The 19,061-nt window shown below is 72.5% G+C and carries 11 protein-coding genes and 2 pseudogenes; 9 read left to right on the top strand and 4 right to left on the bottom strand.

Annotation, left to right across the window (positions count from 1 at the left end; translation table 11 throughout):
* Positions 1-1,054 precede the first annotated feature (1,054 nt).
* The 3 genes and pseudogenes from QMZ92_RS09825 to QMZ92_RS09815 form a co-directional block, all read left to right on the top strand.
* A pseudogene (locus QMZ92_RS09825) lies at positions 1,055-1,576 on the top strand (3,4-dihydroxy-2-butanone-4-phosphate synthase); the annotation flags it as partial.
* A gap of 452 nt (positions 1,577-2,028) precedes the next feature.
* Entirely contained in the window at positions 2,029-2,682 is a 654-nt protein-coding gene (locus QMZ92_RS09820; RefSeq protein ID WP_283296861.1) for a response regulator transcription factor, read from the top strand.
* 94 nt (positions 2,683-2,776) lie between these two features.
* Positions 2,777-3,964, top strand: a complete 1,188-nt coding sequence (locus tag QMZ92_RS09815) for a sensor histidine kinase (protein ID WP_283296860.1) — start codon at positions 2,777-2,779, stop codon at positions 3,962-3,964.
* Positions 3,965-4,168: 204 nt separating this feature from the next.
* Here the strand turns inward: QMZ92_RS09815 and QMZ92_RS09810 are convergent, their stop codons facing one another.
* Complete coding sequence (locus QMZ92_RS09810; RefSeq protein WP_283296859.1) at positions 4,169-4,600, bottom strand: ATP-binding protein; 432 nt, start codon at positions 4,598-4,600, stop codon at positions 4,169-4,171.
* A 1,009-nt stretch (positions 4,601-5,609) separates the two neighbouring features.
* Here QMZ92_RS09810 and QMZ92_RS09805 point away from each other — a divergent pair.
* The 3 genes from QMZ92_RS09805 to QMZ92_RS09795 all read left to right on the top strand — a co-directional run bounded on the left by QMZ92_RS09805 (position 5,610) and on the right by QMZ92_RS09795 (position 12,891).
* The gene (locus QMZ92_RS09805; protein ID WP_283296858.1) at positions 5,610-6,800 is read left to right on the top strand and encodes a YcaO-like family protein; all 1,191 of its coding nucleotides are present in this window, start codon (positions 5,610-5,612) and stop codon (positions 6,798-6,800) included.
* On the top strand, positions 6,797-8,986 hold the full coding sequence (locus QMZ92_RS09800) for a TfuA-like protein (RefSeq protein ID WP_283296857.1): 2,190 nt from the start codon (positions 6,797-6,799) through the stop codon (positions 8,984-8,986). The genes QMZ92_RS09805 and QMZ92_RS09800 overlap by 4 nt, the downstream gene beginning before the upstream one ends.
* Before the next feature lie 551 nt (positions 8,987-9,537).
* Positions 9,538-12,891, top strand: coding sequence for an ATP-binding protein (locus tag QMZ92_RS09795; RefSeq protein WP_283296856.1), 3,354 nt, complete (start codon positions 9,538-9,540; stop codon positions 12,889-12,891).
* Positions 12,892-13,137: 246 nt separating this feature from the next.
* On the opposite strand, the gene QMZ92_RS09790 is transcribed toward QMZ92_RS09795, so the two are convergent.
* Genes QMZ92_RS09790 through QMZ92_RS09780 form a run of 3 tightly spaced genes read right to left on the bottom strand, consistent with a single transcriptional unit; the run spans position 13,138 to position 14,356 of the window.
* Complete coding sequence (locus QMZ92_RS09790) at positions 13,138-13,275, bottom strand: hypothetical protein (protein ID WP_283296855.1); 138 nt, start codon at positions 13,273-13,275, stop codon at positions 13,138-13,140.
* A 44-nt stretch (positions 13,276-13,319) separates the two neighbouring features.
* A complete protein-coding gene (locus QMZ92_RS09785; protein WP_283296854.1) occupies positions 13,320-13,817 on the bottom strand; it encodes a transmembrane transport protein in 498 nt (165 codons plus the stop codon).
* The gene (locus QMZ92_RS09780; protein ID WP_283296853.1) at positions 13,814-14,356 is read right to left on the bottom strand and encodes an RNA polymerase sigma factor; all 543 of its coding nucleotides are present in this window, start codon (positions 14,354-14,356) and stop codon (positions 13,814-13,816) included. Before QMZ92_RS09780 ends, QMZ92_RS09785 begins: the two co-directional genes overlap by 4 nt.
* 88 nt (positions 14,357-14,444) lie before the next feature.
* Here QMZ92_RS09780 and QMZ92_RS09775 point away from each other — a divergent pair.
* The 3 genes and pseudogenes from QMZ92_RS09775 to QMZ92_RS09765 all read left to right on the top strand — a co-directional run.
* Positions 14,445-14,621: pseudogene (locus QMZ92_RS09775) on the top strand (IS701 family transposase); the annotation flags it as partial.
* Between the two features lie 349 nt (positions 14,622-14,970).
* Entirely contained in the window at positions 14,971-15,666 is a 696-nt protein-coding gene (locus QMZ92_RS09770; protein WP_283296852.1) for a YoaK family protein, read from the top strand.
* A gap of 488 nt (positions 15,667-16,154) precedes the next feature.
* Entirely contained in the window at positions 16,155-18,788 is a 2,634-nt protein-coding gene (locus tag QMZ92_RS09765; RefSeq protein WP_283296851.1) for a SpoIIE family protein phosphatase, read from the top strand.
* Positions 18,789-19,061: the final 273 nt, after the last annotated feature.

Genomic DNA, 19,061 nt, shown 5'->3' with positions numbered 1-19,061 from the left:
CCGGGCCGGGGCTGCCACCGGAACCGGTCGTCGGCACCGGTGACGTGGGCCGTCCCGTCCTGCCGTCCGTCGGTTCGTCCGCCCGGGAGGGCGTTTCAGTCCCACGGGCCCACTCCCCCGGGCCTGCGCGGGACGTCGGTCGGCCTCTCGCGAGGCGGTGTGGGGCCTTCTCCGCCCAGGGCGGAGACGTTCAGCGGCCGGGCGCGCGCAGCGGTGTCAGGTCGTGTCGCCGGTTCGGGCCAACGGGCTCTCCACCGGCCCGTCCGCCCATCGGCCGAAGCGGGGGAGCGGTGCGCCGGGCAACCGTGAAGGGGCCGCTGTCGGAGAGCATCCGTGCAGGTGCAGGACGGCGGACCCGGAAACTCCCGCGGGCAGGTCGGCGGGGTGTGGAGCGATCCGCCTCGGCCCTGGTGGCAGCCCGCCGAGCCACTGTGAGGACGCGCCGATGACATGCACACCGACGTTGAGGGCTGCGGCCGCCGGGCTGGCCGTGCTGGCCGCCGGTTTCGGCACTCTCTTCGTCTTCCACCTGGCCATGGAGGTCGATCCCCGGCTGCCGGGGATGTTCGCGGACCTGTGCGAAACGTGGGGCGACGGCCTGGCTCTGCCGGTCATGACGGGCGCGCTGGTCTTCGCCGCCGCCTGCCTCCCACGGGCAGCGCTCGAGCGACGCCACGCGACGGCGGCGGCGACGGCGGGCGGCACGCTCGGAGCCATGACCCAGCTCGTCCGGTGGATGGACGAAGCCCACCAACTCACCTGGGCGCACCCCGAGCCCCACCACCTGAACGCCGCCGGCGTCTACCACGCCGTCTTCCTGACGGTGATGTGCGCGGTGACGGCCGCGCTGTGGACTCTGGCCCTGAAGCGGGTGATCCGGGCGCGTCCCGGTCGCCGGGACCGGGCGGTTGCGGTCGGGGCGCTCGGTGTCGCCCTGGCTGCGGGGCTCGCCTTCGTCACGCTGCTGATGATCGACGATGCGGAGTTCCTCCCGACCAGGAGCGGAACGACGGTCCTGGCCGCGACCGCGGTCGCCGCTGTGCTGGCAGTGGGAATGTTCCTCGTGGTCGTGGTCCGGCCGCACCGCCGTGTGCTCGACCCGGTCGAGCGGGCCATTCGCGACATCGCCGCCGGTCGGCCCGTCGTGGTCGTCGACGACGAGGACCGCGAGAACGAGGGCGACCTCGTCATCGCCGCCGAGAAGGCCACCCCGGAGATCGTCGCGTTCATGATGAGCGAGTGTCGCGGACTGATCTGCGCGCCCATGGAGAGCGAGGAGCTGGAGCGGCTCGAGCTGCCCCAGATGGTGGCGCACAACACCGAGTCGATGAGCACGGCGTTCACCGTCTCCGTCGACGCCGGGCCCGCGCACGGGGTGACCACGGGCATCTCGGCCGCCGACCGCGCCACCACCCTGCGGCTGCCGGCGGGCGGCACGGCGGACGCGGCCGACTCCGTCCGCCCCGGCCACGTCGTCCCTGCACGCGGGCGAGCACAGCCTGCGGTACCTGCGCACCAAGCGCGACCGCATGGGACACGACCTGCCCTGGTCGGAGACGACGCCGGCGTCCGGAGGACGGGGCACGGGCCCGCTGCTCGTGCCGTTCGGTGGCGAGACGGCCGTGACCGCGGCTCGGGCAGCGGCAGGATGCCGAGCGGCCGGTAACCGTACCCCCGGCCCGCCACGTGGACCCGGAGCCGTGCACCGGCCGGCGACGCGGGCACGTCGGCGCGGTCGTCACCGGCGAAGCCGACGGGACGACGCGGCGGTCTCCCCGCCCCACGGTGGTGAGGACCCGCATGCCGGGCGGGGCTCCGCACAGGGTCACTCTCGGTGACCGGCAACGGCCAGGAGTGCATGTCCCTGCCTCCGCCCCCGTACCGCGTCGACGACGGGTCGTCCCCGTCGGCGGCCGAGCGGGCCGGGGCGACCACCGGCCGGTGTGGACCACGGTCCGGGGGCGGCAGGACAATGAGTCCAGGCCCGTGGTTCCGAGCGGGCCACAGGCGGACAGGACGGTGTGCCGCATGCGTACACACGAGACCCGCGTACGGGTCGTCGTCGCCGACGACCACCCGATATACCGCGAGGGCATCATCCGGGCGCTCGGCCAGAGCGGACTCATCGAGGTCGTGGCCGAGGCCGGGGACGGTGCGGAGGTTCTGGAACACATCCGCACCCACCGGCCCGACGTCGCGCTCGTGGACTACAAGCTGCCGAAGTTGGACGGCCTCGCCGTCGTCCATGCCGTTGCACGGGACGGCCTGCCGGTGCGTGTGATCGTCCTCTCCGCCTACACGGAGGACTCCGTGGTGTTCCGGGCCGTCGAGGAGGGCGCCGCGGGCTATCTCGCCAAGGACGCCACGCGACGCGAGATCGTCGACGCCGTGCTGAAGGTCGCCCGGGGCGGGACGGCGCTTCCCCCGGACCTCACCAGTGGCCTGATGGAGCAGGTCCGGCTCCGGGCCGCCGCCGGCGAGGACCGGGTGCTCCTCAGTGAACGCGAGCAGCAGGTGCTGCGGGCCTTCGCCGAGGGCAAGAGCGTCCCCCAGATCGCCGAGGAACTGTTCCTGGCCCCCAGCACGATCAAGACCCACACCCAACGGCTCTACGAGAAGCTGGACGTCGGTGACAGGGCCGCCGCGGTGGCCGAGGCGATGCGCCGTGGCCTCCTGGAATGACCGCGGCCCTGTGATAGGCCGCGGAAAGCGGTTCGTTCCGGCAGGTGCCCCGTCCCGTCGGCTGCACGGGCGCACGACGTCCACGGCCCGGGCTGTGGAAGCCGAGCAGGATCTCAACGCGGCACGGTCCCAGAGCCTCGTGCGTCTGCTGATCGTGGCTCTGCTGGTCGTGCAACTCGTGCTGTTCCCCCCGCTCGAGAACGAGGGCGCATGCAGAGCGCTGGTCGCGGGCTACGCGCTGTGGGCGGCGTTCCTGACGTGGGCGGCCTGGATCGGCAGCCGTCCGATGCCGCAGCCCTGGCGCCTTCTGCTGTTCGACCTGGTCGTCCTCGGCGCGATGCTGGCGCTGGCGGGGGGCTTCGCCACCCCACCCGGCATCAGGCCCCTGGTCGACGACGCCTTCTTCCTCATCCCCGTACTCGCCGCCTTCCAGACTTCGCCACGGGTGACGGCCGCGATGACCGGCGCGTCAGCTCTGGCATACCTGCTCGCCGCGCAAGGGGCCGGGACGGGCGCCGGATGGGGGCGGACCGCCCTGCTCGTCCTGAGTCTGCTGCTGCTCGGAGCCGTCTGCACCGCGCTCACCCGGGTCCAGCGGAACCGGGTGAGAAGCGTGGGGGTGCTCCTGGAAAGGAGCCGCGAACTGCTGGGGCAGGCCATGGACGCCGAGGAACGCGAGCGCCGCAACCTGGCCGAGGCACTGCACGACGAAGCCCTGCAGGACGTGCTCGCCGCACGCCAGGACCTGGACGAAGCCCGTGGGCCCGACCACCGGGAAGCGCTGGACCGCGCCGACCGGGCACTCAAGGAGGCGGCGCGCGGGATGCGTTCGGTCGTCGGGGAGCTGCATCCGGCAGTCCTCGAGCATCGGGGCCTGGCCGAAGCGGTGCAGAGCCTCGCCGAGGCCGCCGCGCAGCGCGGCGGGTTCGACGTCCGGGTCCACCGCACCCCCGTACCGCCCTCCCCTTTCGAGTCCATCGCGTTTGCCGCGGCACGGGAACTCCTCCACAACGTCGTGAAACACGCGGAGGCGACGGAGGTGGAGGTCCGTCTGGAGGCCCGGGAGGGACTCCTGAGCCTGGTGGTGGCCGACGACGGGCGGGGGCTGCCGCAGCGGGCGCCGGACGAGAGCGTGCGCAGCGGCCATATCGGCCTCGCCTCGCTGCGTGTCCGGGTGGAGACGGTGGGGGGACGCTTCCGGCTGGAACCGCGTGATCCGAGCGGTACCGCGGCGACAGTGGAGATTCCGCTCGAGCCGGCCGCCCCTGCCGAGGGCGACTGACGGCATGGCCCCCCCGGCCGGCCGGTCCGGTCGCCTCCACGCGCATCCGCACGGGCCGACCCCGGCGGTGTTCGGGGAGGGCCCGGGCAGCCTCCTGGCGCCGCCGGACGTGGGACCGCGGGGAACAAGCCTCATGAGGGCGGGTCCCGCACCGACGGGTGCGGGGGAGACCGCCGGGTGGGCCACGGCGCCGGGGCGCGGCCCTTACGGACGGCAGCACTCCCGTGACGTGGTGGCGCGGATTTCGAACCAGATCCTCTTGCCGTGTTCCTGTGGGTCCGTTCCCCAAGCGGTGGCCAGCGCCGCGACGAGGAAGAGGCCGCGTCCGCTCTCCGCGTCGAGGGGAGGTGTCCCGGGCCGCACTCGGATGCCCGAGTCCGCGGTGTCCGTGATCTCCACGCGCAGGCCCCCGCCGGTTCGACGCACGCAGACCCCGCACGGTTCGTGCGTGTGCTCGACGGCATTCGCGACGAGCTCACCGGTGAGCAACTCGATCGTGGACAGCGAGCCGTCGCCCAGTGACAGGCAGAGCGTACGGGCGAGCGCGCGGACCAGGCGACGGGCGGCCGGGACCGCATCCACGGTGGGCCGGACATCGAACTCGTGCCGCGGACGGGAGACTGTGCTGGAGGACATGACGTGGCCTTCGAGCGGGTCCGGGTGCCTGCGCGGAGTGCGGTGTCGGCCTCGTCGGGTGTCCGGTGACGGGCACCGCGTTCGTATGCGGACGTCCGGTTCGGTTTGGTGGGGGAGCGGGAACCCGGCCGGGTCCGACGCCGCCTCGCGGGTGGGGGCGGGTCGTGCCCTGACGGCCGGCTGGTTCGCGCGAACCGCCGTCGCAGTGCGGGTGGTGGCCGCATTCGCGAGTGGTGGTATCGCTTCCGCAGTGATGACGCTATCGACTGCCGCAGGCTGCCCCTGTCGGCCGATCGACCCACTCGGCGGCTGATGGACGGTGTCCGTTCATCGAGGTGGGGGATCCCACTCGTCCGTGGCCGGTCCGGCTCACCACGGGTGTCCAGGACCCTCGTCGCAGGCCCGCGACGAGGCTCGCGGCGCCGCCTCGGCGCTGGACGGCTCCCGTGCCGTGCCGGGCCCTGGCGTCTTCGCACCGTGCCCGTCGCGCCGCGGTCGTCACCGTGCGGCCCGGGGCCTTCGACGGTCGCCCGGTTGGATGCCTCGGCCCGTCCCACCCGGCGGCTCCGGGACCTGCCACCGGTGGCAGGAGGCCCCGGGCGGCCCGCGGACCGCGGTACGGACCACGCCGACCGCCGGGCTGACGGGGCTCACGGGCACGCGTCTCCCGTGGGCACCTCCCAGCGACCACATCCACCGGTTGGCGGACACCGTACTCCACCGGTGCTTGCGTCGCTTGGAGGAGCACACCCTCCTCGTCCGCACGGCAGCGTGGACACAGGGCGGAGGGACGTCCTCCCGCTCACCGCACACACAGAAAGGACGAGCGCATGAACCACGACGAGGTTTTCGCCATGCTCGACGAGCTGGATGCTGCCGTTGCCAAGGCACTCGGTTCCGGCACCTTCCTTGCCTGTACCGCAGAGTGACGAGCTGACGGTGTTGCGGGACGGGCTGAGGACCGTCCCGCAACACCGCCGCCATCCAGGTACCCCGAGGAGGGAGACCCATGACCGCTGTGCTCGACTTCGCCGCGCCACCACACCGCTGGAGTGCGGTGTGGCAAGGCACCCATCGGACCGTCCCGCCGGAGGAGACCTGGCAGCGCCTGCAGCCGTTGCTGGGCACGGTCGGGATTACCAGGGTCGCGGATGTCACGCTCCTGGACGACATCGGACTCCCGGTCTGGCAGGCGATTCGGCCGAACGCCAAGAGCCTGTCGGTCTCGCAGGGCAAGGGCGTCACGCATGAGCTGGCCCGGGTCTCCGCGGCCATGGAATCCTTCGAGCTGCACTGCGCGGAGGAACCCGCCCTGGAGACCGCCGTGGCCAGCCCGGCCCGGCTGGCCACCGAACTCACCTACGACTGGGCCGAACTGCCGCTGCTCGGAGGGCATGCGCTGCACTCCGGCACGCGGATCCGCTGGTGCCCCGTCGAGGACCTGACGGCGCGCACCGGTACCTGGGCTCCGCTGGAGTCGGTCGTGGTCGACCTCCGCATGCGCTCGTCCTGGGCACCGCCGGCCGTTCGGACCAGCAGCAACGGGCTGGCCGGCGGCAACAACCTCGCCGAGGCGACACTTCACGGGCTGCTGGAGGTCGTGGAGCGGCACTCCCTTGCCGTCACCGCGCGTTCCGGCGGCCCCTGGAAGTCGGCCGTACGGGCCGAGCCGGACGGTTCGGGGACGGCGTCCGCGGTGCTGGAACAACTCCTCACGGCCGGAGCGGTCGTCGAGATCGCCGACGTCACCTGCGATCTGCGGGTGCCCACCTTTGCGGCCCGCGTGTGGTCCCCGTCGGTGCCCTGGTGGTTCTCCGGCTCCGGAACCCACCCCGACGCCGACGTGGCACTGTCCCGGGCTCTCACCGAGGCCGCGCAGTCGCGACTGACCGCGGTGGCGGGGGCCCGGGACGACATCGGCGTGTTCCACTACGACTTCGCCGACACGGCCGGGACCTCGGCTCCGCAGTCGGGGAACGGTGGCGCGGCGACCCCTCGGGTAGCCGAACTGACACGGGTTCACGGCACGGCGCCGACCGGTCCGCGCGACATCGACGCCGACCTGGAAAACCTCCTTGACGTCGCGGCGCGCCACGGCACCACCGTCCTCCGGGCCGATCTCACCGTACCCGCGTACGGCATCCCCGTGGTGCATGTCGTCGCGCCGGGGCTCACCTTCGACACTGGAGCATGGGCATGACGCACACATCAAGGCTCGTCGTCACCGCCGGGCCGACCATCAGCGCAGACGACGTGTGCCGCGTACTGCCCGAGGCAGAGGTCCGCGGTCCGGTCGCCGCGGACCAGGTGCTGCGGTGGGAGTGGGACGCCGGGGACACCCTGGTCGTGATCGACGGTGTCTTCCTGCAGTCACGCGCGGTCCGTCACAAGGAACTGCTCGCTCTCCTCGACCGGGGGGTGACGGTGTACGGCGCCTCCAGCATGGGAGCGCTGCGCGCGGCGGAACTCGAGGCGTTCGGCATGCGGGGCGTGGGGGAGGTGTTCCGCAGCTACCGCGACGGCGTCCTGGTCGGCGACGACGAGGTGGCGCTGACCCACGCCGACGCCGAGGCCGCGTACCGGCCGACGAGCTGGGCCCTGGTGGACCTGCGGGACACGGCCGGCAGAGCCGCCCGGGAGGGAGCCATCGACCAGTTGACCGCCCGCACCATCGTCGAGGCGGCCAAGAGCCTTCCCTTCACCGCTCGCGACGACTTCACCATCCTCGATGCCGCCCGGCAGCGGGGCTGCCGGGCGGCCGCACTGGATTCCTTCCGTGCGTACTGCGCGGCACAGGGCCCGGGCGTCAAACATCGCGACGCCGTCAGCGCGCTCGCGCTCGCCGCGGCAACGGCTACGTCTGACACGTGTGCGGCCCACTTCTCCCCGTCACCCGCCGGCCTGCGATACCGGGGAGCCCCGGTAAGGCTCGCGACGACCACCCATCTCCGTCGCTGGACCCCGACCTCGATGCCGTCCGCGGCTCCGGAGGGGGAACGCGAGGCCGCAGGGCCGGAACAGGGGCGGCCGCGTGACGACGAGGTCCTGACCCAGCTTGCGCTCGACTGGCCCGAGTACCCCGCCTTCCAGCGCAGCGTGGCGGCCGAGTGCCTGCTGCTGCAGACCCTGCGGCAGCCGGACAACGCCGCAGTGGCCGAACAACGGCGCACGCTGAGCAGCATCGTGGACATATCAGAGAACGACCCGACCCACCTGGCCTGGGAGCCCCTGGCCCGGGCTCTGGGCCCCCGCCTCCCGGACCTCGGACTGCCGTCGTCCCCGAGCGAGTCCGGAGACGCCCTCACCCTGCTCCGGGACACCGAGCGTGACCAGCCGTGGGACACGGCGGGCCCCCTCCTCGCCGTCCGGCTCTGGCTCGGTGACCCCCGGGTCGACTGGAGAACGCCACTCGTCGAACGGCTGCAGACGTGCCCCGCCTACCACCGGGCGCTCGCGGCACTCGCCGACGCACGAGCCGAAGCCGGACCTCCGGTCAACGACCCCACGGTCCTGCGTGACATGTGCCGGTCGGTGCTCGTCCGCTGGGGCGTCCAGCAGCCGAGTGACATTCCGGCGGTGCTGCGCGACCACGGCTTCACCGACATCGACGCCATGGTCAGCGCCCTCCGCACCCACCCGCGGAGCGCCGCGAAGGCATCCGGCACGAGGAAGGCTGGGGCGTCGCGGACCATCCCGCATGTCGACCACAGGGCCGCCCGAGCCGATTGGGAGCGGAACGGCAGGGTCCTGCTGCCCGCCGTCCTGGACGCCGAGCGGCTGAAGGCCATGGCCATCGAGGCGCACGAGCAGATCGGCGAGGCCGGCCCGTACGAACGGGACGACGTCGTCTGCCACCGGGACGGCTCGTTCGCGTCCCCGGCACACTACAGCCTTCTGCCGGCCGGGCCACTGCTCCAACAACTGGCCTTCGACGAGCAGTTGCTGACAGCACTGCGGGAGGCGACTGGAACACCCCAGCTGGTACCGCAGGGCGGCTCGGTGGTCGTCTACCACCACGGCGACTTCCAAGGTCTGCACACCGACGCGGCCAGGGCGACCGTCACCGTGGGCATTGCCCTGACCGAACGCCTGCCGCCGATGTGGTGGGCCCCGTCGCTGCGCGGCGCAGCGCCCGACGACCTGGCCAAGGTGGTCGCCGACAAGGGGTTCTGGCCCGAGTGCGCCGGGTTCGAGCGGCTGAAGCACCCGCCCGCCGACGGCAGCGTGTGCGCGTTCGCCGGGAGCACCGTCCCACACTGGCGCACCCCCTACTCGGGGGAGGAGGCGGGCCTGCTCGCCACCTTCTCCTACACGGACCCCAACATCGAAGAGTCCGGCCGGAACCGCGAGCTGCCGCGGTGCCGACACAACTGCACGCACGACTGACGACCCAGCCCACGCCGTCGCTTTCGACGCCAAGGCCACTTCCCGGAGCACGGGCTGGGTGCGGCGAGCTCTGTCTCGCGGCAGCCGGCCGGCATGTCCGGACCTCAGTTTCTCCCGGGGCCGTTGTCGGGCGGTCCCTCTCGTGTGGCGTCGGTTCTTCCGCCGGCGGCGGGCGTCGTGCAACGGAGCTGCGGAATCGCCGTGGTCGAACACGTCCCGGGCATCGTGAACACGCCGTGATCCGTGGACCGGTTGGCGACATCCGGCCGGTGTCTGCAATGCCGGGTTCACCCCTCTGCCCCGGTGCACCGCGCTCGCGTCACGGTGGACGGTGACCGAAGCCGGCACCCCCGCGGCCGGTCACGTCGTGGTGACTGGGCCGGCCCGGACGAGGGCGGTGGCCGAAGAACGGCGCACGTGTTGACGCGGATGAGCGCGGTCCGGCCGATGTGCGGCCGTTACCGGCCGTGCTGCACACCGCGACCACCCGTACCGGGGCGCATCGGGGTACCTGCGCGCGCCCACGGCCGGTCGGCGGACACAATGGACGGGTGCAATACCGCGTACTCGGCCCGACTCAGGCATTCCACGACGACGGTACGCCCGTCGCGCTCGGCGGCGCCCGGCTGCGGGCGCTGCTGACCGCGCTGGCGCTGCGGACCGGGCGCACGGTCCCGGTGGGCGTCCTGATCGGCGACATCTGGTACGGCGACCCGCCCGCGGACGCGGTCGGCGCGGTGCAGGCGCTGGTCGGACGGCTCCGCAGGGCCCTGGGGCCGGCCGCAGTGGCTGCTGGGGACGGCCGCGGGTACCAGCTGCGCGCGCAGCGCGACGAGGTGGATCTGCACAGGTTCGACCGCCTCGCGGGGGAGGGGACGCGGGCAATGGCCGACGGCGACGCCCTCAGCGCGGCGGCGCTCCTCGACGAGGCGCTGGGACTGTGGCGCGGCCCTGTACTGGCGGACCTGCCGGGGCGGCTCGCGGAGGCGGCCCGCTGGGAGACGCGACGGCTCGATGCCCAGCGCACCCGGCTGACCGCAGTGCTCGCGATCGGCGGCAGGGCGGAGGAGGCTCTCGCGGAGCTGGCGGAGTCGTGTGCCGCGCATCCGCTCGACGAGCGCCTCCAGGAGCTGCGGATCGCGGCGCTGCGGGACACCGGCCGCACCGCGCAGGCGCTCGCCGCGTACGAGGAGGTCCGCCGTGTGCTCGCCGACCGCTTGGGCACCGACCCAGGGCCCGGCCTGCGCGCGCTGCACAAGGAGCTGCTGCGCCCGTACCCGTACGAGGCGGGCGGCACTTCCCCGGCGGCCTCCCCTTCCGCCGATGCCTCGCCCGGCACTCCGCCGCCCGGGAACCTGCGCACCAGGCTCAACAGCTTCGTGGGGCGCGAGCCCGATCTCCGGGCCATCCGTGAGGATCTGGCCGGGGCCCGGTTCGTCACGCTCGTGGGAGCGGGCGGCTCCGGCAAGACGCGGTTGTCGCAAGAGGCGGCCGAGCGGGCCGCGGCGGACCCCGACCGGCCCTGGCCCGACGGCGTCTGGCTTGCCGAACTCGCACCCGTGGAGGACCCGGAGTCCGTCCCGGAGACGGTGCTCAGCGCGCTCGGAGGACGCGAGACCGTACTGAGGGGCGCGGGCGCGGAGGAACTCCGGGCAGGCGGCGAGCGGCAGAGCGGCGACGCCTTCGCGCGGCTCGTCGAGTACTGCGCTCGGCGGCGCATGCTGCTGCTCCTGGACAACTGCGAGCACGTCGTGGAGGCGGCGGCCGCACTCGCCGAGCGGCTGCTGGAGCGCTGCCCCGGGCTCACGGTCCTGGCGACCAGCCGGGAACCACTCGGCGTGCCGGGGGAGTTGGTGCGGCCCGTGGGGCCGCTGCCCATCCCGGTGGCACTGCGCCTGCTCGCCGACCGCGGCGCGGCCGCGCGTCCCGACTTCCGCATCGACGTGGACGAGGCGACCGCGTCGGCGTGCGCCGAGATCTGCCGCCGTCTCGACGGGCTTCCACTCGCCGTCGAACTCGCAGCCGCGCGGCTGCGGATGCTCACTGCGCCCCAGATCGCCGACCGCCTCGACGACCGGTTCCGTCTGCTCAACACCGGCGCGCGGACCGTGCTGCCGCGCCAGCAGACCCTTCGCGCGGTCGTCGACTGGTCGTGGGACCTCCTCGACCTGCCCGAACGAGCTGTCCTGCGCCGCCTCTCGGTCTTCGCCGGCGAGTGCGACATCGCTGCGGCCGAATCGGTCTGCGCCGACCCGGCCGACCGCACCCGCGAACGTCCCGCGGAACCGGACGTCGCCACTCTTCTGGGGGCGCTGGTGGACAAGTCGCTGGTCGTCGCCGCGCCCGGCGCGGACGGCGAGATGCGGTACCGGCTGCTGGAGACCGTCGCCGAGTACGCGGGAGAGCGGCTGGACGAGGCCGCGGAGCGGGAAGCCGCCGAGCGCCGGCATCTGGTGCACTACCGGGAGCTGGCCCGGAACCTGGAGCCCCGGCTGCGCGGGGCCGGGCAGCGTGCCACGCTCGCCCGGTTGCAGCTGGAACACGAGAACCTGCGGACCGCGCTGCGGCACGCGGTCGCCGCGCGCGACGAGCACGAGGGGCTCAGCCTGGTGCTCTCACTCGCCTGGTACTGGCAGCTGAGGGATCTGCGCGGCGAAGCCCGCCACTGGACAGACGCCGTCTCCGCCCTGGGGCCCGACCCGTTCGCGCATCCCGTCGTCCCCGCCCCGCCGCTGACGGAGCGCTGCACGGACGCCCCTCCGCCGCTGCGGGGGGAGCTGCTGACGGAGGCGCGCCGACAGGTCCGGCTCGTGCGGATGGTCAACATGGACCATGCGATCGAGGAGTGGTTGACCCCGGAGCGCCGCCGCTGGCTGGATCGCGTGACCGAGGCCTACCACCCCGGTCTGCCGCAGGCATGCCGTTTCCCCGCCTCGCTGTGGTTCTTCGCCGTCCTCATCTCCGGCGACGGCGAACGCGTGCTGGAGGTCCTCGACACGACCATCCGAACCGCGGAGGAGGCGGGCTGCGACTGGGAGTTGGCGGCAGCGCTCCAGGTGCGGGCCAACGCGTTGGCCAACCGCACCCTGTGGGCGGGCGACGCGCGCCGCGACGCGGACCGCAGTCTGAAGATCTTCGAACGGCTCGGCGACGCCTGGGGTGCCGCCGAGGCGCTGTCCGCCCGCGGCGAGGCCCATGAGCGCAGCGGGGCCTACGAGGAGGCCGCGGAGGACTTCCGCCGGGCAATCGAGCGCGCGGACGTCCTCGGTGCGCAGAGCCAGGTCTCGCTGCTGCAGGCGCGGCTCGCGGCCGTGCTCGACGAGACGGGCCGCGGCGCCGAAGCCGAGAAGATCCTGCGCGAGGTGCTCGCCGCGGGTCCCGAGAGCGGTTACGAGGGTGTGATCGCCGCCCGACTGATCCTGGCGCTCCGGGTGGCCAGGACCGGTCGCACCGCCGAGGCACGCGGCCATCTCATGGCGCTGCTGGACGACTTCCGCACCGAGACGCTCGCCGTGTTCGAGGGGCTGGCCCACGGTGCCCTGGGCTGTGTGGACGTACTCGACGGCGAGTTCGAGGACGCCCTGGCCCGCTGCCGTCGCGCGCTGCAGCTCGGCTGCACCCCACTGTCCATGATGGTCAGCCCGCAGCTCTCGGCCTCCCAGCTGCTCACCGCGGCGCGGGCGCTGATCGGGCTCGGCGGCCAGGACCGGGCGCTGCGCGCGGCCCGGCTCGTCGGCGCGCACGAGGGACTGCTGCCGCCCGGCCACTTCCTCAGTTCCTTCGAACGGGAGAACCGACGGCTGGCGGAGGAGTCCGCACGCGCCGTGCTCGGGGACACGGCGTTCGAGGCGGCGCGCGTCGAGGGCGGCGGTCTGGGTCTCGAGGAGGCCGCCGCCCTGCTCTGAGTCACGGTGCGATCAGTGCTTCCCCCGGAACCGGGCCGCCACGAACGGCGCCGTGATCACCGTGATGGCGGCGGCCCGGCCCGGCGCCGTCCACAGACAGCGGGCCACCGACCTCCGCAGATCAGGCTCCGGGCGGTGCCCGCGACGTCGGACAGCGCGTTGTGCACGTTCAGTGCCTCGACAGCCGGCGGGCCCGACCTGACACGGGGGACCTGGGGCGGTGGGAATGCTCGTGTGGCCGCGGGCTCAGGTCAGGAGCAGGCCGATCCCGATCAGCAGACCTGTGCAGGCCAGCGCCGTGACCAGGACCAGCGTGGACCTGCTTGCGCCGCGGAGGCGCAGAGCGAGGGCCAGCGGGCCGACCGGAGCGAGTTTGTCGTTCATTTCCAACTCCTGGATGCGGTAGGTGGTCTCGGACCGGATGCGCTTCAGGATGCGCCTCGTCGGAGGGCGTCCCGCAGGCGCAGCAGTTCGCGGCGGCGCGACCGCGCCCGTACCAGGACGAGTACTGCGGCGGCGGTGAGGACGACGCCGCCCACGGCGGTGGCCAGCACGTCGGCGGCGGTACCGCGGACGGTGGCCAGCACCGTCCCGGCGACGGCCGTCACCGCGGTCGCACCGAGTGCGAGGCGCGCGCCCAGCACCCGGTCCCGGGCGAACAGCGGCCGCCGCCTGCTCAGCACCCATCCGGCGAAGCCGGCCCAGGCCAGCCCTATGACGATCAGCCCGGCGAAGGCCAGCTGAGTGCGGGCGGGAAGCGGATCCGGCTCGGTCGCCCACAGCACCGCGATCAGTGCCGCCCCGCCCCCTCCCGCCAGTCCCACCGCCACGTGGCGCATCCGGGAGCGCAGCGACACCTCCGCGGCCAGTGCGCGCTCCAGCTGCTCGGGTACGTCCCGCTGGGCTGTGGGCTTCTGCTCGCTCATGCCTCGTATCCCCTCTCGGCAAGGATGGTCCGCAGCAGGCGCCGCGCGCGGTGCAGCCGGCTCTTGACCGTGCCGGGCGCCACGCCCAGCACCTCCGCGCAGGCGGCCAACGGCAGATCCTCCAGGTGGAACAGGATCAGCACCTCTCGCTCCGGGGGCGGCAACTGGGAGAGACCGGCTTCGATCTGCATGGTGGTCAGGACGCCGCTGAGCTCGTCGTCGGCGACGACGGCGGCCGCTTCCTCCAGGGGGGTCGCCGGAGCCCTGTACGCCTGGCGCAGGTGGTCGGTGACCGTGCGCCGGGCGACGGTGAACAGCCACGGGGTGAACCGCTCCGGCTTCCGCAGGCGCGGCAGGCCGCGCACCACCGCGATCCACACCTCCTGAGCAAGGTCGTCCGCGAGGTGGGGCGAGCCGACCATGCCTTGCAGATAGCGACGCAGCGGGGCATGCCAGACGCCCACCAGTTCGCGGAACGCTTCCCGTTCCCCGAGCTGGCAGCGAACCACGAGCAGCCCGTCGCGCATGTCACCGCTCACGGTGCCTCCCCGTCCCACATCATCCGTCACAGAGACAGTCGGCATCCCGGCCGGAAAGGTTCACGGAACCCCCGACCAACCGCCTGCTCGCCGGGCCATCGATCACCCCGTCCACGACTTGTCCACCGGCCTTGCCCGGAGGAAGCGGAATCGCCGTTGCTGCGGCGCGGAGGGTCACGAACCACGTGTGTTCGACTGGGCCCGGGTCGAGGTCCGCGTCTGGCACCGGCCCGACCGCCGGCACTGGGTGATCGCCCACAGGGCCGACGTAGCGGACTCCGTCCGCCGCCGGGCCACCCGCCCCGCCCGGGACGATCCACCAACCGGTCGCGGGCGGGCCCCGCAGGTGTCCACCTGGCACATCACCCGGCTGCCCGGCCCGGCCAAGGGCTTCTGGTTCCACGCCTGGGCGATCATCGACATCTTCAGCCGCTACATCGTCCCCCGCACAGTCACTACTCGCCGAAAAGGCCGAACGGGCCGAGGAACTGGTCCGTGAAGCCGTTTCACGCAACGGCATCGTGCACCCGTACCGTCCATGTGCCGGTGTTCCTGCTCCACATAGGAACACCGATCGCCCCCTCGTTGTCCAACCGCTGCCCCGGAGCGCCTGGATGGGTGAAGACGCCACAGTCCCTGTCACGCTCAGCTCGCTGGTCATTGTGGCCAATGGCTATGTGGACGCCTATTTGTACATGGCCCACGGCGGCGTATTCGCGGGAGCGCAGACGGGGAATCTGGTCCTGTTCTGCGTCGACCTGGCCCAGCCTCAATACCACGGATCCCTTGCGCACCTGTGGCCCATGATGGCGTTCGTCGCAGGCGTCGTGGTGGCCGAGTCCTTCCGTGGCGCCTCGACAAAAGGCAATCGGGCCGCCCGCTCTCCGCTGCTGTACGCCCTCGCCCTCGAAACCGCGGTGCTGGCCGTGATCGGACTGGCGCCCGGGGGCATTCCGCAAACCGCGATCACCACATCCGTCGGATTCGTCGTCGCACTCCAGGTCGTCTTCTTCCAGATGGTCAGACCAGCCACCTTCCTCACGGTCGCCATGACCGGGAACCTGACCAGGGCCACCGGCGCGGCGCTGACCGCACGCCGTACCGGGAGCCGGTCCGACCAGCGTCTCGCGGTCCTGTACGCGTCGGTCATCGTGTCTTTCGGCGTGGGTGCCGCGATCGGCGCGCTGATCACCGCCGCCATGGGAACACGGTCGTCACTGGTAGCCGCGGGGCTCTTTGCGGTGTCCTGGGCGTCGCTCCGCGTGATGGTCCCCGGCAAACCGAGATCGTCGGACGGCACCGGCGCATGACGGAGCAACCGAGGGCCGGCAACGCCCGTGGTGGATGCTCTTGCGCCGGGTCAGCGGTGTGGTGGCGGGCCTGGTCGGGACGTCGGAGAAGGTGCGGCCCCTCGACCTGGCCGAGTGGTCCGTCGTAACCCGGCGCATCGACGAATCCGGTGTGCCACCGATCCCGGGGAAAGCACCACGTGCCGGACTCGGGGTCCTGCTTCCACCGCCGGCGCAGCCGGGGGCCGACGCCTGGAGCGCGTGGTGGTATCGGCCGGGGACGCGGCGGTGCAGGGGGGAGGCCCGGTTCAGCATCCCAGCGGTGCCCAGGGGCCCCGGCAGCGGCCGTCGCCGGCCTTGTTCCGGTCCAGGCTTCCCGCGCATCTCGCTTCCGAGCGTCATCGGTGGAGAATGAGGGAGTGGCTGGCGAAGGCATGTCCGGTCATCGCGACCGGTCCGAGCGTCTGTCGGGCAGCGCTTCCCGTGGGCGGCTGTTCAGTACTCCACGTATGCGCACTGTAGCCAGCCAGGTGTTCGTTCTGCAGGTGGCCGTCGTGGTGCTGCTCGTCGTCGCGGCCGTCGTGGCGTTGCTGCTGCAGTCACGGAGCGATGCGGAAGCGGCGGCACGTGACAGGTCCCTGGCGGTTGCTGAAACGTTTGCGCAGTCGCCCGGCACTCGACAGGCCCTGAAGAGCCCTGATCCGACCGAGTTGCTGCAGCCGCGCGCGGAGGCCGTGCGCAAGGCCACCGGTGTCGACTTCGTCGTCGTGACGAACACGGACGCGATCCGCTACACCCACCCGCTTCCCGACCGCATCGGCAACCGCTTCGTCGGCAACATCCAGCCCGCTCTCGACGGGGCCGTGGTCGTCGAGTGGATCACCGGCACCATCGGACCCCTGGTGCAGGCGATCGTCCCGGTCGTCGACACCGACGGCACCGTCATCGGTACCGTCACCTCCGGGGTCACCGTCGAGAACGTCAGCGGCACGGCGAACCAGCAGCTGCCCGTGGTGCTCGGCGCGGCCGGATCCGCCCTCATCCTCGCCACCGGCGGCACGGCCCTGATCAGCAGGCGGCTGCGACGGCAGACGCACGGCCTGGGACCGACCGAGCTGTCCCGGATGTACGACCACCACGACGCCGTTCTGCACGCCGTGCGCGAAGGGGTGATCGTCGTCGACGGCAACCGTCGGCTGGTGCTCGCCAACGACGAGGCGCGCCGGCTGCTGGGCCTGCCCCCGGACGCCGAGGGACGGCCGGTGTCCGCCCTCGGCATCACCCTCAGCATGGACGAACTGCTGGAGTCGGGGCGGACGGCCACCGACGAGGTGCACCTGGCCGGCGACCGGATGCTTGCCGTCAACCAGCGCTCGACGAGCCGGAACGGCTGGACGCTGGGCAGCGTGGCGACGCTTCGCGACACCACCGAGCTGCAGGAACTCTCCGGAAGGGTCGACGTCGCGCACTCGCGTCTCAGACTCCTCTACGACGCCGGCCTGAAGATCGGCAGCACCCTCGACGTGGTGCAGACCGCCGAGGAGCTGACGGACTTCGCGGTCCCGCAGTTCGCCGACTTCGCGACAGTGGACCTGCTGGACCAGGTCCTGCGCGGCGAGGACCCGGTCAGGGCCGGTGCGGACGGCTATCCGATGCGACGCATCGCGGTCTCCGGCGTCCGGAGCAATCCGCCGATCTACCCGTTGGACTCCTTGATCTACTTCGTCCCCGCCACTCCCCAGGCCACGGGCTTCCGCAGCGGCAGGGCGATCCTCGAGGCCGACATGACGACCTTCGCGGGATGGCAGGAGCAGGATCCGGCGCGAGCCCGCAAGATGGTCCACTACGGACTGCATTCCATGATCAGCGTCCCGCTCCAGGCCAGAGGAGAGGTTCTCGGTGTGGTCACGTTCTGGAGGTCCGGGAAGCCCAAGCCGTTCGACGACGGAGACGTGTCCCTCGCCGAGGAGCTCGTCGCCCGCGCCGCGCTGGCCATCGACAACGCCAGGCGCTACACGCGCGAGCACACCATGGCCGTCACGCTCCAGCGCAGTCTGCTGCCCAGCGTGCTGCCCGGACCCTCGGCCGTCGAGGTCGCCCACCGCTACCTGCCCGCCCACGCGGGCATGGGCGGCGTGGGCGGCGACTGGTTCGACGTCATCCAGCTCTCGGGCGCCCGGGTCGCCATGATCGTCGGCGATGTCGTCGGACACGGTCTGCACGCAGCGGCGACGATGGGCCGGCTGCGCACCGCCGTCCACAACTTCGCCACCCTCGACCTGTCACCGGACGAGCTGCTGTGGCATCTGGACGAGCTGGTCACCCGGATCGACCACGAGGAGTCCGGCAGCAGCGGGCGACCGGCGATCACGGGTGCCACCTGCCTCTACATGATCTACGACCCCATCTCCCGGGGCTGTGTGATGGCACGAGCCGGACACCTCGAGCCCGCCCTCGTCCACCCCGACGGCAGCATCGAGTTCCCCGAGCTGCCCGCGGCACCACCGCTCGGGCTGGGAGGGCTGCCCTTCGAGACCGCGGAACGGCTGCTGCCCGAGGGCAGCCGGCTGGTGCTGTTCACCGACGGCCTCATCGAGAACCGCGAGCGGGACATCGATGAGGGACTGAGGATGCTGCGCGACGCGCTCGCCGCCGCCCCGCCCACCCCGGAGGGGACCTGCGGTGCGGTATTGGACGCGCTGCTTCCCGACCGGCCGAGCGACGACATAGCCCTGCTCGTCGCCCGCACCAGGGTGCTGGACCGGGAACGGGTCGCCGACTGGGACGTGCCCGGAGACCCCTCGGCCGTCTCCGCGATGCGGGAGGCCGTGACGGAGAAGCTGGGGGCGTGGGGACTGGACGACCTTGTCTTCACCACCGAGCTGATCCTCAGCGAACTCATCACCAACGCCATCCGCTACACCACCGGGCCCATCAGATTGCGGCTCGTTCGTGACCGCACGCTGATCTGCGAGGTGGCCGACTCCAGCAGCACCGCACCGCACCTGCGCCACGCGGCGACCATGGACGAGGGCGGCCGCGGGCTGTTCCTGGTGGCCCAGTTCGCGGCGCGCTGGGGAACCCGCTACACCACCGAGGGCAAGGTCATCTGGGCCGAACAACCACTGCTCGGCGAAGCATGACGGCGGCACGGCGCCGAGCCCGAACAGGGCTCCCCAGGGCGAGCTCCACACGCGGTACCCGTCCGAGTCCGCCCGCCACCCGACCGGGGACGGGCGTCCGGACAGCCCGGTGAGGCGGACTGCGGGCACCGCGGTGCGCAGTCGCATCCGCGCGACCAGCGCACGCTGTACGGCGGAAGTCTCCGCCCCAGCGCACCCTCCCGGGGTGACGACGGCCATCGTGACCCGCTCGGCCAGGTCATGCTGCAGGGCGAGCGTGGTGCGACAGGGCAC

Origin of the sequence: Streptomyces sp. HNM0645, assembly GCF_030056615.1 — a bacterium.
GTDB lineage: Bacteria > Actinomycetota > Actinomycetes > Streptomycetales > Streptomycetaceae > Streptomyces > Streptomyces marianii.
This window is presented reverse-complemented; position numbering and strand designations above follow the sequence as displayed.

What these genes read in the sequence shown, in the direction of transcription:
- QMZ92_RS09810 (WP_283296859.1), bottom strand. Translation starts at nt 4,600, where the DNA reads ATGTCCTCCAGCACAGTCTCCCGTCCGCGGCACGAGTTCGATGTCCGG.
- QMZ92_RS09800 (WP_283296857.1), top strand. Translation starts at nt 6,797, where the DNA reads ATGACGCACACATCAAGGCTCGTCGTCACCGCCGGGCCGACCATCAGC.
- QMZ92_RS09805 (WP_283296858.1), top strand. Translation starts at nt 5,610, where the DNA reads ATGACCGCTGTGCTCGACTTCGCCGCGCCACCACACCGCTGGAGTGCG.
- QMZ92_RS09770 (WP_283296852.1), top strand. Translation starts at nt 14,971, where the DNA reads ATGGGTGAAGACGCCACAGTCCCTGTCACGCTCAGCTCGCTGGTCATT.
- QMZ92_RS09765 (WP_283296851.1), top strand. Translation starts at nt 16,155, where the DNA reads ATGCGCACTGTAGCCAGCCAGGTGTTCGTTCTGCAGGTGGCCGTCGTG.
- QMZ92_RS09785 (WP_283296854.1), bottom strand. Translation starts at nt 13,817, where the DNA reads ATGAGCGAGCAGAAGCCCACAGCCCAGCGGGACGTACCCGAGCAGCTG.
- QMZ92_RS09820 (WP_283296861.1), top strand. Translation starts at nt 2,029, where the DNA reads ATGCGTACACACGAGACCCGCGTACGGGTCGTCGTCGCCGACGACCAC.
- QMZ92_RS09790 (WP_283296855.1), bottom strand. Translation starts at nt 13,275, where the DNA reads ATGAACGACAAACTCGCTCCGGTCGGCCCGCTGGCCCTCGCTCTGCGC.